At 49.5% G+C, this 23429-nt stretch carries 22 protein-coding genes and 1 pseudogene; 20 read left to right on the top strand and 3 right to left on the bottom strand.

From position 1 onward, the window contains the following. Window positions 1-57 precede the first annotated feature (57 nt). Window positions 58-1008: a ribose-phosphate diphosphokinase gene (locus KQI79_RS19130; RefSeq protein WP_216539902.1), complete on the top strand. Its 951-nt coding sequence runs from the start codon at window positions 58-60 to the stop codon at window positions 1006-1008. Between the two features lie 348 nt (window positions 1009-1356). Here the strand turns inward: KQI79_RS19130 and KQI79_RS19125 are convergent, their stop codons facing one another. Beyond that, a complete protein-coding gene (locus KQI79_RS19125) occupies window positions 1357-1560 on the bottom strand; it encodes a hypothetical protein (RefSeq protein WP_216539901.1) in 204 nt (67 codons plus the stop codon). A gap of 110 nt (window positions 1561-1670) precedes the next feature. Between KQI79_RS19125 and pth the strand changes: the two genes are divergently transcribed. The 13 genes from pth to KQI79_RS19060 all read left to right on the top strand — a co-directional run bounded on the left by pth (window position 1671) and on the right by KQI79_RS19060 (window position 14214). Further along, the gene (gene pth, locus KQI79_RS19120) at window positions 1671-2231 is read left to right on the top strand and encodes an aminoacyl-tRNA hydrolase (protein WP_216539954.1); all 561 of its coding nucleotides are present in this window, start codon (window positions 1671-1673) and stop codon (window positions 2229-2231) included. 130 nt (window positions 2232-2361) lie between these two features. Further along, entirely contained in the window at window positions 2362-2592 is a 231-nt protein-coding gene (fin, locus tag KQI79_RS19115) for an anti-sigma-F factor Fin (protein WP_216539900.1), read from the top strand. Between the two features lie 325 nt (window positions 2593-2917). Beyond that, window positions 2918-6445, top strand: a complete 3528-nt coding sequence (gene mfd / locus KQI79_RS19110; RefSeq protein WP_216539953.1) for a transcription-repair coupling factor — start codon at window positions 2918-2920, stop codon at window positions 6443-6445. After that, window positions 6432-7466: a peptidylprolyl isomerase gene (locus KQI79_RS19105; protein ID WP_216539899.1), complete on the top strand. Its 1035-nt coding sequence runs from the start codon at window positions 6432-6434 to the stop codon at window positions 7464-7466. Before mfd ends, KQI79_RS19105 begins: the two co-directional genes overlap by 14 nt. 250 nt (window positions 7467-7716) lie before the next feature. Further along, complete coding sequence (spoVT, locus tag KQI79_RS19100; RefSeq protein WP_216539898.1) at window positions 7717-8259, top strand: stage V sporulation protein T; 543 nt, start codon at window positions 7717-7719, stop codon at window positions 8257-8259. A 107-nt stretch (window positions 8260-8366) separates the two neighbouring features. Next, window positions 8367-10010, top strand: a complete 1644-nt coding sequence (locus KQI79_RS19095) for a putative polysaccharide biosynthesis protein (protein WP_216539897.1) — start codon at window positions 8367-8369, stop codon at window positions 10008-10010. Between the two features lie 19 nt (window positions 10011-10029). Continuing rightward, window positions 10030-11511, top strand: a complete 1482-nt coding sequence (gene yabN, locus KQI79_RS19090) for a bifunctional methyltransferase/pyrophosphohydrolase YabN (protein ID WP_216539896.1) — start codon at window positions 10030-10032, stop codon at window positions 11509-11511. A 137-nt stretch (window positions 11512-11648) separates the two neighbouring features. Next, a complete protein-coding gene (locus tag KQI79_RS19085) occupies window positions 11649-11921 on the top strand; it encodes an HU family DNA-binding protein (protein ID WP_216539895.1) in 273 nt (90 codons plus the stop codon). Window positions 11922-11923: 2 nt separating this feature from the next. After that, complete coding sequence (locus tag KQI79_RS19080) at window positions 11924-12202, top strand: RNA-binding S4 domain-containing protein (protein WP_216539894.1); 279 nt, start codon at window positions 11924-11926, stop codon at window positions 12200-12202. A 109-nt stretch (window positions 12203-12311) separates the two neighbouring features. Next, a complete protein-coding gene (yabP, locus tag KQI79_RS19075; protein ID WP_216539893.1) occupies window positions 12312-12593 on the top strand; it encodes a sporulation protein YabP in 282 nt (93 codons plus the stop codon). Further along, a complete protein-coding gene (gene yabQ / locus KQI79_RS19070) occupies window positions 12590-13162 on the top strand; it encodes a spore cortex biosynthesis protein YabQ (protein WP_216539892.1) in 573 nt (190 codons plus the stop codon). Before yabP ends, yabQ begins: the two co-directional genes overlap by 4 nt. Window positions 13163-13287: 125 nt before the next feature. Continuing rightward, complete coding sequence (locus KQI79_RS19065; protein ID WP_216539891.1) at window positions 13288-13605, top strand: FtsB family cell division protein; 318 nt, start codon at window positions 13288-13290, stop codon at window positions 13603-13605. Window positions 13606-13737: 132 nt separating this feature from the next. Then, window positions 13738-14214: a S1 domain-containing RNA-binding protein gene (locus KQI79_RS19060; protein WP_216539890.1), complete on the top strand. Its 477-nt coding sequence runs from the start codon at window positions 13738-13740 to the stop codon at window positions 14212-14214. Window positions 14215-14610: 396 nt separating this feature from the next. Here the strand turns inward: KQI79_RS19060 and KQI79_RS19055 are convergent, their stop codons facing one another. Both KQI79_RS19055 and KQI79_RS19050 read right to left on the bottom strand, forming a co-directional pair. After that, the gene (locus tag KQI79_RS19055; protein WP_216539889.1) at window positions 14611-14784 is read right to left on the bottom strand and encodes a hypothetical protein; all 174 of its coding nucleotides are present in this window, start codon (window positions 14782-14784) and stop codon (window positions 14611-14613) included. 402 nt (window positions 14785-15186) lie between these two features. Then, complete coding sequence (locus KQI79_RS19050) at window positions 15187-16059, bottom strand: LysR family transcriptional regulator (RefSeq protein ID WP_216539888.1); 873 nt, start codon at window positions 16057-16059, stop codon at window positions 15187-15189. 132 nt (window positions 16060-16191) lie between these two features. On the opposite strand from KQI79_RS19050, the gene KQI79_RS19045 reads away from it, so the two are divergent. The 6 genes and pseudogenes from KQI79_RS19045 to KQI79_RS19020 form a co-directional block, all read left to right on the top strand. Continuing rightward, complete coding sequence (locus KQI79_RS19045; RefSeq protein WP_216539887.1) at window positions 16192-17142, top strand: DMT family transporter; 951 nt, start codon at window positions 16192-16194, stop codon at window positions 17140-17142. Between the two features lie 380 nt (window positions 17143-17522). Further along, the gene (spoIIE, locus tag KQI79_RS19040; protein ID WP_216539886.1) at window positions 17523-19946 is read left to right on the top strand and encodes a stage II sporulation protein E; all 2424 of its coding nucleotides are present in this window, start codon (window positions 17523-17525) and stop codon (window positions 19944-19946) included. 197 nt (window positions 19947-20143) lie between these two features. After that, window positions 20144-21253: a hypothetical protein gene (locus KQI79_RS19035; protein WP_216539885.1), complete on the top strand. Its 1110-nt coding sequence runs from the start codon at window positions 20144-20146 to the stop codon at window positions 21251-21253. Window positions 21254-21318: 65 nt separating this feature from the next. Then, on the top strand, window positions 21319-22371 hold the full coding sequence (locus tag KQI79_RS19030) for a hypothetical protein (protein ID WP_216539884.1): 1053 nt from the start codon (window positions 21319-21321) through the stop codon (window positions 22369-22371). 500 nt (window positions 22372-22871) lie between these two features. After that, entirely contained in the window at window positions 22872-23045 is a 174-nt protein-coding gene (locus KQI79_RS28330; RefSeq protein ID WP_216539952.1) for an HNH endonuclease, read from the top strand. An 81-nt stretch (window positions 23046-23126) separates the two neighbouring features. Next, a pseudogene (locus KQI79_RS19020) lies at window positions 23127-23429 on the top strand (hypothetical protein); the annotation flags it as partial.

Below are 23429 nucleotides of genomic sequence, written 5' to 3'. Positions count from 1 at the left end.
GAATTGGAACCACCAGCGTTATTCAAACAACGAACCGCCACGGAGGGTAATGGGTTTATGGCTTATTGCGATTCGAAACTGAAAATCTTTACCTGCAACTCCAATCCGATGCTGGCGCAGCTGATTGCCGACCATGTCGGCGTGCCGCTCGGCAATTCGGAGACGTTAAGCTTCAGCGACGGGGAAATTCATATCAAATTATCCGAAAGCGTACGCGGTTGCGATGTTTATGTCGTGCAATCCACCTGTGCTCCGGTAAACGACAATTTGATGCAATTGCTCGTCATGGTTGACGCATTGAAGCGGGCTTCGGCCAAAACGATTAATGTCGTCATCCCTTATTACGGTTATGCGAGACAAGACCGCAAGGCGCGGGCCCGCGATCCGATCACGGCGAAGCTCGTCGCCAATCTGATCGAGAAAGCCGGGGCGCATCGCGTAATTGCATTGGATTTGCACGCGACGCAAATTCAGGGGTTCTTCGACATTCCCGTCGATCATCTCGTTGGCGTTCCGATTCTAGGCCATTATTTTCTCGAGAAAAAAATCGAGGACGTCGTCGTCGTATCGCCTGACCACGGCGGTGTCGTACGCGCCCGCAGATTAGCCGATTATTTGAAAGCTCCGCTAGCCATTATCGATAAGAGGCGGCCGGAACCGAATGTGAGCGAAGTGATGAACATCATCGGGAAGGTCGAAGGGAAGACGGCGATTATTATCGACGATATTATCGATACGGCCGGCACGATCGTGCTCGGCGCGAACGCGCTCAAAGACGCAGGCGTGAAGGAAGTGTACGCTTGTTGTACGCATCCGGTGCTGTCCGGTCCGGCGATGGAGCGGCTCAGCCAGTCTCCGATCAAAGAAGTGGTCGTAACGGATACCATACCGATAACGCACCCGAATCCGTCGGACAAGATTAGACGTTTGTCGGTAGCCCCTTTATTGGGCGAGGCGATTATTCGAGTGCATGAGGAAGTATCCATCAGCACGTTGTTTGAGAACTAGCAAGAAGAAGAGGGTTACTTTCCCACGCTGCGGGGGAAGTAACTCTTATTGTGTCGCATATGATACCGCCTGCGATGGCGCTTGGGAAACTGTCGATCCGAATCACGCTTATGGTTCGTTGCTCTCATGCGATCCATTGGATTTTATGCAATGTTTTACCCATTCCGACCCGGAAATAGGGTCTTTCATTGGAATTCATCCAACGGAATGTTCCAAAAACATGGCTAAACGGCGACCCAAGGCGCAAATCCATTGTAAGTTTTCCAATAGAGACCGTTTCGGATCAACAATTTTGCAATTTTGATTGTACATTTTCCAATGATACCGCCTACAAACGGCTCGGTCCCGTTAATAACCGGGTCGGGATATGAATTGGAAGCGGCGGCGGTTGTATAGAACCTGGTTGACTTGCACGAATTGTTTGCAGAACGATTCGACCTTCCCGATATCTTGGTGAATTTGTTTATCGTAGACTTGAATGGGGACCTGCGCGTCGATATGATCTTGAAAGTGCTTGTCTTTCGTGAGCTTCTGCCCGTTGGCATAAGACATACAATAAACTCACCGCCCGATTCGAATTGGTTTCTCGTATTGTGAATGATTTCGTGTATCATTATCGGTAAAACATATTTTAACATAAAAAAGTGAGGGTTAACATGGCTTTGAAATGGATCGTCGGTTTGGGCAACCCGGGTTCCTCCTATCAGGCAACCCGTCATAACGTAGGGTTCATGGCTGTTGACGAGCTTGCGAAACGATGGGGAATTACCGTCAATCAGAGCAAATGCAAAGCGTTAATCGGCGAAGGGATCATTGACGGGACGAAGGCGGTGCTGATCAAGCCGATGACATATATGAATCTTTCCGGCGAATCGGTGCGGGCGTTTATGGATTACTATAAAGCGGACCTGCAGGACATGATTGTCGTGTATGACGATTTGGATACCGAGTTTGGCAAAATCCGGCTGCGATATCAAGGCAGCGCCGGCGGACATAACGGCATCAAATCGATCATCCAGCATACGGGGACCCAAAGCTTCCATCGCGTTCGCATGGGAATATCCCGTCCCGAACCGGGCTACGATATCGCCGATTACGTGTTGTCCAAATTCGCAAAAGCGGAAGGCGACAAGCTGCGGCAAATGATCGAATCGACTTGCGACGCATTGGAATTCGCGATGAAGCATCCGTTTGAACAAACGATGGCCAAATTCAACGGTTAATCGGGTTCGGGCTAATTTTGCCCCATATTGGGTATACTAAGTGACATATTGACAAGATTTGTTCGAAGGGCGTTAAGCGCCGTTCGCAAAACAAACCTCAATGTATATCCAATGTTCGGGAGGCATATAGATGTCAATAAACTATATTTGCAGGCATTGCCATACGCCCATCGGCCGCATCGACGACGCGAACGTGAGCGAGGCGCAGCTCGGGTTCCATTTCTTGACCCCCGAGGAGCGCAGCGATATAATATCGTATAGTCCGAATGGAGACGTAACGGTCAAGATGACTTGCGATTATTGCAAGGAAGCGCTGGACAATCACCCCGAGCTGGTGTTGGCGCCGAATCCGTTGCAATGAATTGCAAATGTTTCAGTTGTTGAAAGCTGAAAATTTGCAATCTGAATTGCAAATTGGCATATTGTGATCCATGCCAATTTGTCAATAAACGGCAAATGTTTCATTTGTTGAAGGATGAAAATTTGCAATCTGAATTGCAAATTGGCATTATCGCAGTGACGACTATTTGTCAATTTGTAGCAGATTGGCATATTGTAGTAATGGCAATGACGTGAATATAAGCAAATGATTCATGCGCATTCAACGTTTATACGGCCTTGGCAAGTTCGCCGAGGCTTCTTTTTAGTTCATAGATCAGTTTTCTCTAAAGAGAGGTGCGGTTTTGTTGTTACAGGCACTTATAGAAGCATTTTCAGAAGATCGGGATTTCCAATCGATCTCGTCGGGCATTCGTTCGGGAATGAAGGAGCAGCTCATTTCGGGACTGACCGGATCTTCCCGCCAGATTATGATCGCCTCGCTGGCTGAGGAATTGAAGCGCCCGATATTGATCGTGACGCATAATATGTTTGCCGCTCAGAAAATAGCGGAAGATTTGCAAGAATGTTTGTCGCCTGAGAAAGTATTGCTTTACCCCGCCAATGAACTTGTCGCGGCGGAAGCGGCGATTTCAAGCCCGGAAACGCTTGCACAGCGAATCGATGTAATGATGAAATGCTCCCGCGGATTCAGGGGCATCGTTGTCGCGCCCTATTCCGGCGTGCGCCGATTTCTGACGAGCCGGCAGGTGATGGCCGAAGCGCATTTGGACGTGCAGGTCGGACAAACGCTATCGCCGGAGGCGTTCATCCGCCGGATGGTGGAGCTCGGATACGAACGGGTGGAACAGGTAGAGTCGAAGGGAGAGATGAGCGTACGCGGCGGTATCGTCGATTTCTATCCGCTGACGGCGCCGGTTGCCTGTCGGATCGAATGGTTCGGCGATGAAATCGACTCGATCCGCACGTTCGACCCGGGCGATCAGCGGTCGATCGACAAGATGACGTCCGTCGCCATTCCGACGTGCAAAGAAATGATCGCCGATGAGCAGCGATTCGCGCGCGCGGCCGAATTCGCTTACGATCTGTTGGAGAAGCAGCTCGAGAAAATGAGCGACCGCCAGGCGAAGGAGAAACTGCGCGAAGAAATTGGGCATGAAATCGAGCAATTGCGGGAGCAAACGTATTTCTCGGAAATCTATAAATATATAGCGCTGCTGTATCCGGAACGGGAAACTTTGTTCGACTATATGCCGGAGGATACGATCTTGATTGTCGACGAGCCTTCGCGTCTGCTCGATACGGCGAAGCAGCTGGAGCGCGACGAAGCGGAATGGAACTTGCATTTGCTGCAGAACGGCAAGTCTCTGCCCGGATTCGTCCTGGGGCATCCGTCGGATCAAATCATGTACCGCCGGCCGTTTCAAACGCTGTTCTTGTCCCTATTTCTTAGACAAGTTCCCCATACGCAGCCGCAGAACATCATTAACTTCATGTGCCGCGCGATGCAAGATTTCCACGGCCAGATGAACGTGCTGAAGGCGGAGATGGAACGGTGGAGGAAGCTCGGCGCCAAAGTCATGATGCTGGCGAGCGGCCAAGAGCGGATGGACCGGATGCGGCGCGTGCTGCAAGACTATCAAATCGAGGAACCTATTCTATTGCAGGGCAACCTCCAAACCGGCTTCGAGCTTCCCTCGATTCATCTGGTGGTCATTACCGAAGGGGAGATGTTCTCGCAGAAGCAGCGGAAAGTTCGTTCCAAATTCGATAAAAAAATCGATAACGCCGAACGGATCAAAAGCTATACCGAACTGAAAGTAGGAGACTACGTCGTTCACCAAAACCATGGGATCGGCAAATATTTAGGCATCGGCACGCTCGAAATCAACGGCATCCATAAAGATTACTTGCATATTCTTTATGCCGGCGGCGATAAGCTGTCGGTTCCGATCGAGCAAATCGATATGATTCAGAAATATGTCGGCTCCGAGGACAAGGAACCGAAGGTTTATAAATTAGGCGGCACCGAGTGGGCGAGGGTGAAAAGCAAGGTACGCTCTTCCGTTCGCGATATCGCCGACGATTTGATCAAGCTGTACGCCGCGCGCCAAGCGGCTCCCGGATTCGCTTTCGACAAAGATACGCCGGATCAGCACGAGTTCGAAGCGATGTTTCCATACGAGGAAACGCGGGATCAATTGCGGGCGATCGAAGAGATTAAGAGGGATATGGAGCAACCCCGCCCGATGGATCGCTTGCTCTGCGGCGACGTCGGTTACGGCAAAACGGAAGTAGCCGTGCGGGCGGCGTTCAAAGCGGCGATCGAAGGCAAGCAGGTGGCCGTGCTGGTGCCGACGACGATATTGGCGCAGCAGCATTACGAGACGTTCCGCGAGCGGTTCGCCGCTTATCCGATGAATATTCAAGTACTGAGCCGTTTCCGCTCGAAGAAGGAACAATCGGAAACGATGAAGGGCATTAAACGGGGGACGGTCGATATTGTGATCGGGACTCATCGTTTGCTTTCGCAAGATGTCGTCTTTAAAGAATTGGGACTGCTGATCGTCGACGAGGAGCAGCGTTTTGGCGTGTCTCATAAAGAAAAGCTGAAAAAGCTGAAGACGAATGTGGACGTGCTTACGCTCACCGCGACGCCGATTCCGCGGACGCTTCATATGTCCATGCTCGGCGTACGCGACTTGTCCGTCATCGAAACGCCGCCGGAAAATCGTTTTCCGGTGCAAACGTACGTCGTCGAACATAGCAATACGCTCGTCCGCGAAGCGATCGAACGCGAGATTGCGCGCGGAGGGCAAGTATACTATTTGTTCAACCGCGTTCAAGGCATACATCAAATGGCCGAGCATATTTCCATGCTCGTCCCGAACGCGCGCGTCGCGGTCGGACATGGGCAAATGTCGGAGCAAGAGCTGGAGCGGACAATCCTCGATTTTCTCGACGGCGAGTTCGATGTGCTGGTTAGCACGAGCATTATCGAGACAGGGGTCGACATTCCTAACGTCAATACGCTGATCGTCCACGATGCGGACAAGATGGGATTGTCGCAATTGTATCAGCTGCGCGGCCGTGTCGGGCGCTCCAACCGGATTGCTTACGCCTATTTCACATATCAGAAGGACAAGGTTTTGACAGAGGTCGCCGAGAAAAGGCTGCAGTCGATCAAAGAATTTACCGAGCTCGGTTCCGGCTTCAAAATTGCGATGAGGGATTTGGCGATTCGCGGCGCGGGCAATTTGCTCGGCGCGGAGCAGCACGGATTTATCGCTTCGGTCGGCTTCGATCTCTATTCCCAAATGTTAGGCGATGAGATCGCCAAGCGGAAAGCCGAAATGTACGGAGAGACCGAGGAGACGGCCAAAGAATGGTCGACGGTGATCGACCTGAATATCGACGCCTATTTACCCTCAGACTACATTTATGATAGTATTCAAAAGATTGAGATATACAAAAAAGTCGCTGCAGTTCGTTCGTTGGAGGAGACGCAAGATTTGCACGAGGAACTGGAGGACCGGTTCGGCGATTTGCCGCCGGCTGTCGTGAACTTGCTTGCGGTTGCGAGACTGAAAGTGTACGGGAGACTGTACGCTCTTGACTCGATCTCGCAAAAAGGGGATGATATTGTTATCAAAATCAATGCCGGAAAAGCGGATACCGTCAAGCGCACCAAGCTGGCGGAGATCAGTTCGCAATTCGACAAACGCGTCGGTTTTGAACCGGGTTCCAACACGAACATTTATTTGCGCTGCAAAGGGCTGAATGAACAACAATCGATGGCGCTGGTGGAATCGTTTTTGCGCAATGCCGGAGAAGCTTTTAAATCGAAAGGAGAACTGCAAGATGCTGTCAAATAAATCGAAGCGCGCATGGACAACGGCGATTCTAGCCTTAGCGGCAATCCTTGTCCTGTCCGTCGGCGCAGGCTGCGGCCAGAAAAATAAAACGGGCGGCGCGGCGAAAGAAAAAGTCGTTGCGACTTATAACGGGGGCCAGATTACAGAGAGCGAATTCAATAAAGAATTGGATTTGATGGTATTCCTGTATCCGCAATATGAGCAAATCGTCGCGATGGACGAATTTAAGGAGTTCTTGCTGGAGCAGCAAGTCGCGTATAAAGTGTTAAGCGAACGGGCCGGCAGCGATGCGAAGGCGGAAGGGGAGAAGATGGCCGAAGAACAAATCAAGGCGATGCACGATCAAGCCGGCGATGAGTTCAAAGCCGATCTGGACAAGCATAAGCTGACCGAGCAAGACGTTAAAAACTATATGGCCAAAATGTTCTCGATCGACGCCGATTTCCGCAGCAAAGTGTCGGACGAGCAAACCAAAGCGCAGTTTGATAAAATCGAAGACGACTTCACCGTCGCTTCCGTACGCCATATTCTCATCGGACTAACGACGTCCGACAATAAGGAACGGACGAAAGAAGAAGCGCTGAAAATCGCCAAGGATATCGAAGCCAAATTAAAAGCGGGCGAAGATTTCGCCAAACTGGCGAAAGAATACTCCGACGACCCGGGATCGAAGGACAACGGGGGTTTGTACGAGAACAAGGAAGTAAGCTTATGGGTGCCTGAATTCAAAAAGGCCGCGATTGAGCTTCCGCTCAACCAAATCAGCGAGCCGATCGAAACCAGCTACGGTTATCATGTGTTGAGAGTCGAGTCCCGAACGGAGAAGACGTTCGATGAATTAACCGACGATCAGAAGAAAAACGTCAAAAGCATGGCGGCCGGCGAGCAAATCAACGAGTTCATGCAGAAGGAATTGCCGAAGCTGAATATTAAGTCGAACTTGCCGAAGAAGGAAGAGCCGAAGAAAGAAGAACCGAAAAAGGAAGAATCGAATCAGGGTCAAAACAAGGAAGGCAAATAATACCTCCATTGGGTCGATCAGCAAATTAATTGAAAAATTGTTGAACAAGCGAAAAATAGCTGTCGAAAAATTGCTATTTTTTGCTTTTTTGCGAAACTATTTAGGAATAATGCGCGTACAACCATCATGTATAAGAATCTGGGAGCAGATGAATACTATGGTCATGATTTCACCAAAAATCTACATCTCCCCTCTTCCCAATAAAAAACAGTAGTTGCAAACCATTGAAGAAAGCGAGGCAACAAGAAAGATGAAAGCTACTGGTATTGTTCGTCGTATTGATGATTTAGGTCGTGTCGTTATTCCTAAAGAAATTCGCCGCACGCTAAGAATTCGCGAGGGGGACCCTTTGGAAATTTTCGTGGATCGCGACGGAGAAGTGATTTTGAAAAAATATTCGCCGATCGGGGAATTGGGCGACTTCGCGAAAGAATATGCGGAATCGTTGTATGAAAGCACGGGGCATATTACCCTCATAACCGATCGCGACACGATTATTGCGGTTGCGGGAGGCTCCAAGAAAGAATATATGGATAAGCAAATCGGGTCTTTGCTCGAACATTGCATGGACAACCGCAAGACGCTTCTGGAGGCGACTCCGGGTACTTACGAAATTAGCAGGGACAATCAGGATACGTACAGCTCGTTCGTTGCGGCGCCGATCATTGCCGGAGGCGATCCGATCGGAACGGTCGTCTTGTTGAATAAAGACGAAGGCGTGAAGATGTCGCAATTGGAAACCAAAATGGCGGAAACCGCCGCCGCCTTCTTAGGGAAGCAGATGGAGCAGTAGAGGCATTAATGGGCCATTTCCGTTCGCAAACTTCTATAACGACCGTCACGGGTGGGTTATAGAAGTTTTTTGCATATGAAGTACAACAATCGAGTCGAGGGGCGCTTATGGGAGAGAAGGGAAGCGCGGCCGCGGGCAAGCTGTGGCAAGGCGCGCTCATGCTCGGTATGGCGGCTGCCGTATCGAAGCTGATTGGCACGTTGCAGAAAATACCGCTTCAAAATATAGCCGGGGATGCAGTGTTCGGTATTTATAACGCCGTATATCCGTTTTACGTGCTGCTGCTCTTTCTCGCGACGGCAGGCTTTCCGGTGGCCGTGTCCAAGTTCGTGGCCGAACGGACGGCTGTCGGCGATGAAGCGGGGGCGCGCACAATATTGCGCATATCGGCGGCGCTGCTTGCGGCGTTAGGAATCGTCTTCTTCGCCGCCTTATACTTGGGAGCGGAGCATGTCGCGTCCTGGATCGGACAGCGCCAGACGGCGAGAGCGATACAAAGCGCATCCTTCGCCCTGCTGCTCGCTCCGGTCATGGCGGCGCTGCGCGGATATTTCCAAGGGAAGCAGAATATGCTGCCGACCGCGGTCTCGCAATTGGCCGAGCAAACGGTACGAGTGGCGACGATGGTGGCCTTATTGATCCATTTCACGAACATCGGCGCTTCCGCCGATTGGATCGCGGCCGGGGCGACCTTCGGATCGGCGGCCGGTGCGGCGGGCGGACTTGCGGTCATGATCTGGTACCGGATCAGGGACGCCCGCGGCGGGATAAGCATCGCCGGAGCCAACGCCGCCGCCGAAGCGGCACGGAAGGAGCCGCTCTGGACGACCGTGCGCCGGCTTGTCCGGTACGCGATCCCCGTTTGCTTGGGCGCCATCGCCGTTCCGGTTATCGGGATCGTCGATACGTTCACCGTTCCGCGCCTGCTGCAGCATAGCGGAATGGCCGGACTGCAAGCGCTGGCCGAATACGGCGTCTACAACCGCGGCTTGCCGCTCGTCCAACTTGTCGGGATGGTCGTCAGCTCGTTGTCGGTCACTTTCGTCCCGGCGATGGCGCAAGCGGCGCAGCGGGGCGTACAAGCCGCCTACACGGCGCAAATTCACCGGACGCTGCGCTGGTTCGGTTTGACGGGGTGCGCCGCCTCGATCGGCCTCGCACTGCTCTCGGAGCCGATTAACGTCATGTTGTATACGAACGACGCAGGCACGGACGCCATGACGATCGTCTCGTTCACGGCCGCCGCCAGCGCGCTTACGATCGTCTCGTCGGCGCTGCTGCAAGCGATCGGCCGCGCGAAGACGCCGGTCGTTCATCTGCTGCTGGGGACGGCGGTCAAGATCGGCCTGAACGTATGGCTCGTCCCGTTGTGGGGAATTAACGGGGCCGCGCTGGCCGGCGTCGTCGCCTATGTCTTCGCGGCGCTGCTCAATACGGGCGCGCTGCTGCGGGCGGCGGGCATCCGCCCCGACTTCGCGGCCGATCTCGGCAAACCGGCGCTTGCGCTCGCCGTTATGGCCGTCGCGGTCTGGGCCGCGAAGCTGGGGACGGCGTCGCTGCTTGCCGCCATCGGCGTTGCGGGGACGAGGACGGCCGCAGCGGCCGTCGCGCTGACCGGCGTCGCCGTCGGCGTCGCTGCCGTCGGTTTTGTCGTTATCGCAACGCGAATGATGACCGAGCGCGAACTGCTAGCCGTTCCGCTGCTGCGGAAGCTGGTTCCCCGGGCGAAACGTTCCGTGGATTTCCGCTAACTTATAGGAGGGATATCATATGTGTGCAGCCATTACCGTCGTCGGGCTTGGAACCGGCGACGCCGATCAGCTTACCCTTGGCGTTTGGAAGACGCTTCAATCCGCAAAGCGCCTGTTCGTGCGGACGGAGCGCCATCCGATGATGGCGATGCTTCGGGATCACGGCATCGCTTATACGTCGTTCGACTCCGTCTACGAGTCGCATGAATCGTTCCCGGACGTATACGATGCGATTGCAACGAAATTGGTGGCATGGGCCGCGGAAGCGGGCGACATCGTCTATGCCGTGCCGGGTCACCCGATGGTGGCGGAAGCGACGGTTCGCCTGCTGCGGGAACGTTGCCCGGACGCGGGTGTCGAGCTTGCGATCATGGGGGGCGAGAGCTTCCTGGATCAGACGTTTCTGCGGTTCGGCTTCGATCCGATCGAAGGCTTCCAACTGCTGGACGCCCACGATTTGCCGTCTTCGCTGCTGCAGCCGAAGCTGCATACGGTCATCGGCCAAGTATACGATACGTTTACCGCTTCGGACGTCAAGCTGAGCCTGATGGAGGTTTATCCCGACGATTACGAGGTTGTCGTAGGCCATGCGCTCGGCGTTTCGGGCGAGGAGCGGATCGTTCGGGTGCCGCTGTATGAATTGGACCGGTTGGAGGGATACGGCAATCTGTCGCTCATATGGTTGCCGCAAACGGAAGCCGACAGCGTCCGCAATCGGACGTTTGCCCGCTTGCATGAAATCGTCGGCATTTTGCGCAGTCCGGAAGGCTGCCCGTGGGATCGCGAGCAAACGCATCAATCGATCCGCAAAAATTTGATTGAAGAAACGTATGAAGTGCTTGAGACGATTGACGACGACGATCCGTTGGCGATGCAGGAGGAGCTGGGAGATTTGCTGCTGCAAATTATGCTTCACTCGCAGATGGAAGAGGAAACGGGAACATTTACCGTTTACGACGTTATTAACGGATTGAACGAAAAGCTGCTGTTCCGCCATCCGCACGTATTCGGCGATCAGGCTGCCGGGAATGCGGACGAAGCGCTCCGCAACTGGGACCAGATGAAGGCGGAAGAGAAACGGCGCAAGGGGATCAACCCGGATGAGCGGTCGGCGCTGGACGGCGTTCCGCGCGATTTGCCGGCGCTGATGAAAGCGTACAAGCTTCAGAAGAAGGCGGCGAAAGTCGGCTTCGATTGGGACAAGCTCGAAGACGTGCTTGCCAAAGTGGAGGAAGAGCTGGCCGAATTGAAACAAGCGGTTGCCGGCGAAGAGCCGCATGAACGCCAAATGTCCGAGCTTGGCGACTTGTTGTTTGCGGTTGTGAACGCGGCGCGGTTCGTCAAGGCGGATCCGGAAGAGGCGCTTGCGATGACCAATCGAAAATTTATTCGAAGATTTCGCCATATTGAAGAGCAACTGCGTATAAGAGGCAAATCTTTTGACCAAACTGATTTACTAGAGATGGAGCAATGGTGGCAGGAGGCCAAAACGCTAGATTAACGCGCGGATCGAACCGTTTTCGCCAAAATTCTATTAAATTGCTCAAATTTCGAAAAAAGAAGTTTCTAAAAGAAGGAATTTCCTAACAAACCAAGAATACATAATCGATTAATCTTTATTTTGGGAGGCTTATAATAATGAACAAAACTGATTTGGTAAACAACATTGCAACAAAAAGCGGTTTGACAAAAAAGGACGTTGAGTCCGTTTTGAACAGCTTTTTGGGCGAAGTAACGGATGCGCTTGCTAGCGGCGACAAAGTGCAATTGATCGGTTTCGGCACGTTCGAAACCCGCAAACGCTCCGGCCGCACGGGCCGCAACCCGCAAACGGGCAAAACGATCCAAATTCCGGAATCGAACGTCCCTGCGTTTAAAGCGGGCAACAAACTTAAAGAAGCTGTAAAATAATAATGCGTGTCGATAAATTCCTGAAAGTATCGAGGCTGATTAAGCGGCGCACCGTTGCCAAGGACGTGTCGGATCAAGGCCGGGTATGGATTAACGGCAAAGACGCGAAACCGAGCAGCTCCGTGAAAGTCGGCGACGAAATTACGATTCAATTCGGTCAGAAGCTCGTCACCGTCCGAGTGGAACGTACGGCGGAAACGACCCGGAAAGAGGAAGCGGCGCACTTATATACCTTGATCAAGGAAGAACCGATTGCGAAAAACAACGACTTCCAGTGGTAACTTCAAAAGTATAGTCACAAGAGACAATGTCATGAGACGTTGTCTCTTTTTTCAGTTCTAAAGCGAATGCCTCCTCCATAAGCTAGTCTTAGAAGGAGGGGTACATGCCATGGTCGATCAAGGAAAAACGAAGCGGCAAGAGGTAAAAATGCTCAATCGCAAGCTTCTCGAAATTTCCGGGGTGAGCAATGTGGAAAGTTTCGATAACGAGGAGTTTCTCTTGGATACGGAATGCGGATTTATCGCCATTCGCGGGCAAAATTTGCACATTAAAAATTTAAGCCTGGAGCAAGGTCTTGTCGCGATCGAAGGATTGGTCAACTCCCTAACCTACTTGGATCCAAACTCGCAAGGCAAATCAAAAGGCCTGTTAGGGAAGTTGTTTAAGTGAGCTTGCATATTCAATTGATGACCGTGCTCGCGATGCTGGCTAGCGGGGTATGCATGGGCATCGTGTTCGACAGCTACCGCGTCGTTTCGGGCCAGCTCTATTTCCCCAAATGGACGAAGCCGGTTCTCGATATCGTGTATTGGCTGCTCGCGACAGGATTCGTATTCCGCGTGTTATATGTCAATAATCAGGGAGAAGTGCGGTTTTATGTTTTCCTCGGCCTTTTTCTAGGAGTTTGGTTCTATTTTTTGTTCATTAGTTCAATAACGGTAAAAATTGTGGTAATCTTAATTAAGGCGGTCAAGCAGTTCATTTGGTTCCTTGTGCGTTTCTTTGATGTAACTGTGGTACGGCCCATTATTTTACTATATCGATTATTGCGAATTCTCGCCGGTTTTTTGCTTGCGATTTCCATCTTTATCGGCAAAATGCTGCTGCATATCTTGCTTCCGTTTTGGAAGCTGCTCGCATGGATGGCCAAGCCTCTCGTACGGAGATTGCGGATGCCGGAATGGCTTAGACGCATCGGGGATTGGATCGCAAAGCTATGGAAACGGCTGTTTGACTGATAGAGTATAAGCGGATGCTTACGAAGATAGTTTATACGAAGCTTTTGCAATGAAGTAGACCTCACAAACCAAGCGAATGCTTACGAAGTTAGTTTTGCTTCGCAAAACTTATAGGAGGGTAGATTATGGCATCATCTTCAGCAGGGAAACCGTCAGCTAAATATGTGGGAGCGCGCAGGCGTCTACGGCTTTGGATGATGTTCATGGTCGTTTTCTTCGGTTGGTGCGTCTACACTTTTTTCACGCAGAGCGTGCAGCTGAATTCCAACCGGGAGCAGCTGGTCGGTGTGGCGAAGTCGCTTAACGAGACGACGCAAGCCCGGGACGAATTGAAACAAGAGATCGTTCGGCTGAACGATCCGGAATATATCGGGCAAGTCGCCCGCAAGAAACAGGGCCTTTATTTGCCAGGCGAAACCCCTATTAAAGTCAATGAGCCCTAAATTGGGAGAATAGGGCGTTTCTTGGGACATCTGTCAGTTGACCAAAGCCTCTCGATTCGGTTATAATCAGCGTAGCTAAAGCTTTTTGCTACGAAGGCTTTGCATATTTTTAAGGGAGGATCATTTTATTCTATGTCAATTGAAGTGGGCACCAAGTTAGAGGGCAAGGTGACAGGTATTACACATTTCGGAGCGTTTGTAGATCTGTCAGGAGGTGTCACGGGTCTCGTTCACATCTCGGAAATCGCCGACAACTATGTGAAAGACGTCAATGATCATCTGAAGATTGATGATGTCGTAACGGTCAAAGTTATCAATGTTGACAAAGACGGCAAAATCGGTCTCTCCATCAAGCAGGCGATCGACAAACCGGTGGAAAGCAGCCGGCCGCCGAGAGCGCCACGATCGGACCGTCCAAGTTACGGAGACGGGGACCGTCCGGGAGGATTTCAACGTGAGCGAGGAGGGCGTTCGTTTAGACCGCAAACCAACAAAACTTCATTTGAGGATAAAATGTCCCGCTTTCTCAAGGACAGCGAAGAACGCATTTCATCATTGAAGAAAAACACGGAAGGCAAACGCGGAGGACGCGGCGCCAAACGTATGTGATAGATCCGATATAGGCAAACCGCAACAGCTTATGCTGATTGCGGTTTTTTTAATTTCCGCTCGCAACGGCAGCAACTGCAAAAATCCATTAATTCGGTGGAAAAATCAATTTTTTGAGCGTAGTAACTGAAAAAATCCACTTATTCGTGCCTACTTTGCCGATTTTTCGACCATTCGTCAGGAAATAACTGGATAATTCATCATACCGCTGGCGGCTGACGATTCGCCCGAGCGGGCTAACGAAACTTATACACGCTAATAACCTGTAAATCACCATGTTGCAATGTCTAACGAAACTCAAACACGCTAATGAGGGGGAAAAGACGGTAAAACCGCCGATTTCCAATTAATAACGATGCGTACTTTCGCTAGAATGGGGACGTCTTCATTTTGAGCCTAATAAGAATTGCCAGTTTCGTTAGCGCCAAACAAGGAGCGCAGGTCCGCGCGATCGCCTTCGAAATGGAGGGAGGCATCCCCTTCTATATGCGCAATAAAGCCAGTACCATCAACGGTGGCGAATGGTGAAGCAGACTCCAATTGCGGGTTTTCGAAGCTATCTTCCCCCATATATGACTCCTCGTATGATTGCTCTCTGCCTCCTTTGTCGATATCCCTCTCGTTCAGAAGCGTCGCACCTTCAATCGATAAGCCGGTTTTCGTTTTCTGAGAGGAAGTTTTTCTTGACGGGAGCCTGCAGATATCGATATGGGGGACATCGGAAGTCGTCCGGATTATCTTCATATCGAAGGAGGAGTTCATGTATGAACGGAGATCTATAGCAATCACTCGTTGATTTGGCAGACGCTAGGTTCGAACGACGGGGATCTCTGTCCTGAGTGAGCGGGATTTCGGCAAAAGGCGGAATGAGGAGATACTGCGAGGTTAAGAGAAGAGAACGAACCTCGCATGAAGAATGCCCTGCAAATATAAGGAAATGGCAGGAAAGGACAAACGCGAGCCATTGTACGCTCATGCATGCTCTTCCGGACGCAGCGGCACGGGCAGCATCCCGCGAATAAAATTGTTCAGCGTATTCGTCATGTAAGCGTCTTTGCGGCGGATGAACACCGTCTTGATCACCCGATGTTCCTCAGGGATTTCATAACAACGAACCATCCCTTTCGCTTGCGCGCCGGCGACGGCCGATCTGGGGACCACCGTAACCCCGAGTCCGGCCGCCACGCTTCCGATAATCGTCTCGAACGTACCGAACTCCATCATTTTTCGATGAACGATCCCTTCGTCCCGAAGCCAATTCTCCAATCGCTGCCGATAGCCGCAGCCGTGGTTAAACACAAGCAGCGGTTTCTCCAGCAACGCTTCGAGCCCGAACGTTTGCTCGGCGGAGACCAATACCAACTCTTCCTGAAACACCTCATACTGTTCAATTAGAGGATGGTTGATCGGCCCCGTAACGAAGGCTCCGTCCACCTTGAATTGAAGCACGTCCTGCACCAGTTGTTCGGTAACCCCGGCTTTTAAAGACAAATCCACCTGCGGGTATTTCCGATAGAAAGAAGACAGTATTGCCGGGAGCGAGATGATCGTTTCGACCATGCCGATTTCCAGGGAACCCGGTGCGGAAGCCGAGTCCTGGAACGCCTTCATCATATCGTCGAAATGAAGAAGCACTTTGTCGGCATATTCCCGGAACTTCCTCCCTTCGGCGGTCAGGATCATGCCCCGTTGATGCCGATAAAATAACGGCGTTTGCAATTCCTTCTCAATTTGCTTGATTCTTGCCGTGACATTGGATTGGACATAGTTAAGCTCCGCGGCGGCCTTGCTGATACTGCCGTGCAGGGCAACACGCTGAAAAATGCGCAAATCGTTCAGTTCCATGGGACCCCCTTCTTCAGGTATCACTATAAATGATAGTAAACTCAATTTTCATTCATTTTACACTATTATTTCGCTGTTTTACAATACGATATGTGTTCGTCAACGAAGATTAACAGAAAGAGGTATGTATCGATGAAAAATCGGGTTTGGATCGGGGCGGCGCTGTGCCTGCTCGCCAGTATGTCTTGGGGGGCGATGTTTCCCGTGGCCGAGAGCGCTTTGAAACGGATTGATCCCTTTTATTTTACTTGTATCCGATATGCTTCCGTATCCGTACTATTAGCGATTCTATTGTTTGCGAAGGAGGGCAAAGCGTCTTTTCGCCTCGAGGGAAAAGGAAAGCATTTGCTATTCTATGGGATTATGGCCTTCACCGTATACAATATATGCATGTTCTGGGGCCAGAAGCAATTGGGGGCGTCGGGCACGATCATCGCATCGCTGACGGAGGCGCTCATGCCGATGATATCCGTCATGTTCGTATGGGCGACGCAATCGCGCAAGCCGCCTACATACACCATCGCCAGCACGATGATTTCATTAGCGGGGGCTATATTGGTCGTAACGAACGGCGAGTGGAGCTTTTTTATGCAGCTTGGGCAACAGATCTTCCCGTTGTTCCTTCTATTGATCGCGGTGCTGGGATGGGTCATTTATACGGGAGGCGGCGAGAAATTCGCCGGGTGGTCGATTTTGCGCTATTCTACCTTGACATGCATATTGGGCACGCTCGTATCTTGCATCGTCGTAGGGCTAGCCACCGCAATGGGGCTTGTACCGGCGCCCGATTGGCATACCGTCTTCACCGTCCGGTACGAGATGGCGTTCATGATCCTCCTGCCGGGATTGGCGGCGCTGCTGAGTTGGAATGCAGGCATTCAAATTTTGTCGCCGGTGAACGGCATTTTATTCATTAATTTCGTCCCGATTACGACATTATTGATCATGGCCTTTCAGGGCTATCACATTAGCATGTATGAATTATACGGCACAGCCATGGTCGTATTCGCGCTTGTTTGCAACAATTTATTTCTGCGTAAGGCGGAAAAGCGGGCATTGGTGGCTGTTCCATCGAATCGGTGACGTTCGACGCGGAAGAGAGAATTTTGTTCCATTCTTGGCGATTGCGTTTTTGACAAAAAGGGTGGGGCGCGGCGTGACGAAAAAAATTTACCGACATGTTCTTACGCCATTCCTTGAAAGTCCGGTTGAAAACACCCTCATCCGAGCGCAAGAAAGCGCGAATCTACCTCAAAAATCAGACATCGTTCTCGAGGGGAATATGCGCCCTACTGTTGCAACGGTTGCGAGGCAACGGTTTGCGCGTTCGGCAGGGAGGTTTGTTTTTGTCGGAAATTTTTTTTCTCGCAACCAACGCATTCTGACACACTTCATAATAGATTGCCTCTATAATGGGGAGCACCCGATAAAAACGAGATACACGAGATAAGGTGGTGCTTTCGATGAAGTTTCCAAATTGGATCAGGAGAGCGGAGCAGGCGTATGCGACAAGGAAAGCGGGCTTGCTCATTGCCGGCATGGGCTTTCTGCTGGGACGGGCGATGATTTTGGACGAGCTCACGCCGTTTGCCGCAGCCTATTTTGCGGTCATTTATTTCATGAGGCGCGAATATGCAGGATGGGTGGCAACCGCGCTTATAACGGGCAGCATCTTTACGCCGCATGCGATGACATGGGTGATCGTGGGGCAATTGCTAGTATTCGTATTGGTACAGCGAGGGCTTCAAGCGTTCGAACGGTCGGAAATTTCCCACGCCCCGCTTATCGTGATGATCTCTTCCTTTAGCGTCAATATGTTCCGGGCGTTGATCGGACAGGACTTCTCCTGGTACGGGTTGATGATGTCCGGCGTGGACGCCGTATTCGGCTTTGTGCTTACCCTCATTTTTACGCAAGCGGTTCCGGTCTTTCTCTTCCTCAAAAAAAATTATACGCTCAAAAACGAGGAGATCGTATGTCTGATCATTCTGCTCGCCTCCGTCATGACGGGCATGGCCGGCTGGACAATTCAGTCGCTGTCGATCACTCATATCGTATCCCGGTATTTGATTCTATTGTTTGCCCTGGCGGGAGGCGCGCCGCTCGGAGCTTCGGTCGGCGTTGTCACGGGACTGATCTTAAGCTTGGCGGATATGCGCGCCATCTTCCAAATGAGCTTGCTGGCTTTTTCCGGGATGCTGGCAGGCATGCTGCGGGAAGGACGCAAATGGGCGGTCGGCTTCGGGATGCTGCTCGGCTCTTCTATCTTATCGATATATTTAGGATCGCAATCGGAGGTTGTCGTCTCCACATTGGAATCGGTCGTCGCCATCGCGTTGTTCCTGCTTACGCCCAAGGCGCTGGTTCAATCGATTGCCAGGTATGTGCCCGGCACGCAGGAGCATGCCAAGACGCAGCATGACTACGCCCGGCGCATCCGCGACGTCACGGCGGAGCGGGTCAACCAATTCTCCGAAGTGTTCCGCCAATTGGCGCGCAGCTTCCGGCAAATCGCCAGCAGCGGGGAAATCGTCAAACGGGAGGAGGAATTCGATCACTTTATGAATGCGGTTGCGGAGCGTTCTTGCGCGACATGTTACCGCCGCAATTTATGTTGGGACGGGAGGTTTTATCAAACTTATCAATTTATGACCGATATGATGACGCAGATCGAAGAGCGGCCCGACTTCGGCAAGAAGCATTTTCCGAAAGAATGGAACAAGCTTTGCGCGAAGCCCGAACAAGTCCTTGGTGTAATGAAACAGCAATATGAGCTGTACAAGCATGACCAACAGTGGAAAAAACAGATTCAGGACAGCCGTCATCTCGTCGCGGAGCAATTATCCGGCGTATCGCAAGTGATGGAGGATTTGGCCAAAGAAATTCAGAGGGAGGGTCAGGAGCTAACGCAGCAGGAGGAGCGCATTCGGCGAACGCTGGATCAGCTTGGCCTGTCGATTCAAAGCATCGATGTAGTCAGTTTGGATCCCGGGCATGTAGAAATCGAGGTGATGCATACATACACGAAAGGGTTCGACGAATGCCGCAAAATTATCGCGCCGCTTCTATCCGATATTATCGGGGAGCATATCGTCGTATCCGGCGAGCAATACGCGCCCGGCGGACGGGAGGGGACCGCCGCGGTGACGTTCCGGTCGGCCAAGACGTACGAGATCGAGACCGGCGTCGCCTTTGCCGCCAAAGGAGGCGACCTGCTGTCGGGCGACAGCTTCAGCACGGTGGAGCTCGGCAACGGCAAGTTCGCCGTGGCGATCAGCGACGGCATGGGCAACGGCGAACGGGCGCAGCTCGAGAGCAGCACGGCCTTGACCATATTGGAGCAGCTGCTGCAATCCGGCATGGACGAGCGTCTGGCGATCAAATCGGTCAATTCGGTGCTCATGCTGCGATCGGCCGACGAGGTGTTCGCCACCGTCGACATGGCGTTGATCGATATGCATACGGCGAAGACGACGTTTATGAAAATCGGCTCGACGCCGAGCTATATTAAGCGGGGACGGGAGGTCATTCCGATTACGGCAAGCAACTTGCCGATCGGCATCCTGCAGGAGATCGAGGTCGACTTGGTGAGCGTTCAATTGCAGCCGGGCGATACGCTCATTATGATGACGGACGGCATCTTCGACGCGCCGGGATACGCGGTCAACAAGGACTTGTACATGAAGCGCATCATCCAAGAGATGGCGTCCGACGATCCGCAGGAGATCGCGGATTGTCTCCTGGAGACCGTCGTGCGCTCCTCACAGGGCGAAATCCGCGACGATATGACGGTCGTCGTCGCAAAGATCGAGAAGCATCGCCCCGAATGGGCAACGATCCACTGGCCCGGCGTCGACCGGCTCGAACGCCCGCGAACGGTGAGTTGAGGGGAGGCGGATGGTGCACACGTGAATTGCGGTGCCGCAAGATTGGTTGCGGTTTACCGCAATTTTTTGCGTGGTTCCACATCAGAAAATATGTGGAGTTCCACATAGAGGTTTGTGGACACGGGGATGGGAAAATGGGGTATGATGGAGGTGGAGATTCGGCCGATTTCCCATAAAATAAATAGAGGGTGAAAAATTTGAGATTTAAACTAAAGATGCCGGTAGTTTTAGCTGCTTTAATAACTGTTCTTTCAGCAGCAACGTTAACACCTATTCATGCATCCAGCCCTAATATTGACAAATTTCAAAAGTACAGAAATAATATTATTCAGGACGAAATCGAGTATGCTAATAATAATCTGAATGTTTCTACAGAATCTCAAGTTAACCTATATGATCGAATTAAACAATTGGAAAAAGCGGAAATTGTTGAACTCAATTTTGGAGAGGATGGGTTACTTCTCTCTGCGGAAAGCTCCGAGGTTGGTGATGTTTCGGATCGTTTTGTTTTAGAAACCATAGAGTTCAATGATGATACTCGTATTCCTAATGAAGGGTTTATTGGTACTCAAGCCGTAATCCCAAATCCAAGTACACCTCCACATGGTGCAGAGAGTGGCGCATTCCATCGGATCCAGACTCCAGCAAGCACTTCGTTAACAAATTCGTATACAGGTGTAGTTGCTGATTCCATAACATTGCCAAAGTACGACGTTGCTAAAGCATTGGATACTTCACCTACTGAAGCGGCATATTTATATACAGGAATTGATCCAAGCATTGCTGAGGTCGGCATGACAACTACGAGACAGAATGGACTTAATATGGCTGCAGGGTGGTATCCTTTCATAAATGCTAAACCATCACATAAAATAGAAAATGGCGATGATAACGGCCAGAATGGTAAAAAAAATTATTACTACGATTCTAAACGTCGATATGATGGTGGTGCTGTTATCAATTCCTTTAAAGTATATTACAAGTATGATGAATCTTATTTGAGTGTAAGGTATTTACTTGGAACATCGCTAATTTATCAGGTTAATTTTACTACTACCTCACCCCAAAAATTATCCATTAAGAGACTTACAACAATCGCTATGAATAATGTTACTGATAAAGATAAAAAATTTCGAGTTCCTTTTGAAACATATGCAGTATGGAACAATATGAGGTTTTTATATAACAATGGTACTCAAACAAAATACCCTAGCGAAGTAAACGGTTTAAAGACAGAAACATGGAATCATGGAGGTACCTTAGATTATATAAAGTCCGGAAATACCGAATCCATCAAAATCTATTAATAATTCTTAAATTAGGGCTGGATGATTGTCATCCTGCCCTTTAATTAATAGGAGGTCGTATTATCATGAAAAAAATAAGGTTTGTATTCATTATGCTAATTGTTTTATCTATTACATCAGTTGCCAACGCTAAAGAAGCTGTTTATCCTGAAAGTTTCCTTGATAAAAGCACCGATGTGTACGCGTTGACCAACACTAGCACGCTAATTGTAGACAAAATCAACAACCAGCTTCAAGTTTTAGATATCAGCACACAGCAGCCGATTTGGAATAAGAAATTTACAGCTCTGTTTGAATGTGTTATTTTAGAAAATCCATTAAAAATTGTAGTATTAACTTCAGAAAAGAACAACCTTAAGAAGATAACTCTATCTGCAGATGGAAATATACTGTCACAACAACTATTTTCTTATATAAAAATTGAAGATAATCAGAAGTTTAGTTGGTCTCCACCTACAACTATAGAGAAAGAGAAAATAGTTGTTGTGGGGAATAACAACATTTCTTTATATCAGTATCCGTGGAAAAAACCAAGTTCTACAGTTCAAGACATCTTGCCTAAAGAGATAAAATACGAAGTTGTAACTATTAAACAAACGAAATTACAATGGCCTTATTTTGTTATAAAACTTAATGGCGACAATTCCCCTCAATCTCAGGATTTTTATAGAATTGTTGACTTGTCGAACAAGAAAATGATGACGATACCAGTTGAATGGAACATAAATTCCAACTTTACTCTTGAAGGGAATGAAATAGTCATTTTTACCTCAAGTAAAGTGGGCCTTCCATTTGGAATCAATCCAAAAGTGGAATATGGTGTATATACAAAATACGATTTAAAAACCGGCGCCGCTAATATGAAGATCACCCGAAGTTTTACAGCCTCTGATTTTAATTGGAGAACCGATTATGTGAATAATCAACTTTCGATCATAGATACGGAACGTAACACGCAAACCTTGTTAGATAAAAACGGAAAGGTGATAAATGAAATAGCAATAACAACAGAGGATTTATACAACAAATTTATCGGGTATAGTAACGGACAGTTATTTTCATTTATCTCTACAGCAGACGGTAAAGCAGAATTAACGGTTAATGAGTTGATCGATTAGATTCATTAAATTAGGCTCTTCGCTCTACTGGGTGTGTACTGTTTTGAATTAGTTTAAAACCCTTCCGTTTAAGAGATTTTCAGTTGTAGAAACAGCCGTCAAGGAGATCCATTGACTGCTATTTCTATTTACGTGAGGTCTTGGCATGAAAAAAAATAATTTGTAATGATCGCGATAGTTCTGATATTTCTCGCAGGATTTTCCAATATCAGTTGGGGAAAATGAATTGATTGTAAATACCTCAAGTCAAATTGGCTATCCGTTCGGAATTAATACAGACATAAGAATATATCGTATATGCAAGATAGGATTTAAAAACTGGTGCCGTTAATACGAAGATCACCCGAAGTTTCACTGCTTAAGATTTTTATTGGAAATCAAGTTATGTCAACCACCAACTTTCGATTATCGATACGGAATAAAATGGGAATATTGATTAGTGCAATAAGAAAGGTAGAAGATTTAAATAAAAAATTTCTTGGGTATAATAATTCGAAAATATTCTCATTTCTCCCGCCTCAAACTGTAGCGCGGAAATAACGATTACTACTGTAACTGAGATTCATCATATAAGACCCAGGAATTTAGGAGGAACAAATGACTTTAGTAACCTCATTTCACTGCCTAAAAGCTTCCATCAAACCATAGTTACTCCTTGGTTTTCCGGTTATTAATATGATTCATATAGCGCAGTAGGATTTTTGTTTCCTTCTGCGCTATAATTTACTTAAAAAATAGTTTGGAAGGGATTTTATATGGAAGACAATTCATTGATCTTCAAAAGTGTTTCAGCATTAAAACAAAGATTAACAAACAATGGAGGATTCATTGAGATTCAACTAGAAAACGGTCAATTGGATAAATATGGTTGTTCGTTTAAATTGCCTGCGGTAGACGAAGAATGGAATGAACTTATCGAAAAAATAGGTCCGCTTCCCATTGACTATTTAGCCTTATTTAAATTATGTAATGGTTGTAGTCTCTTTGATCATCCATTATATGGAGGAGAAAACCACATTTTTAGTCTAAGTGAGATACTTGAATACAATCGAAAAGAC

The sequence above is a fragment of the Paenibacillus sp. MSJ-34 genome (genome assembly GCF_018918005.1).
In the GTDB taxonomy this organism is placed as follows: domain Bacteria; phylum Bacillota; class Bacilli; order Paenibacillales; family Paenibacillaceae; genus MSJ-34.
This window is presented reverse-complemented; position numbering and strand designations above follow the sequence as displayed.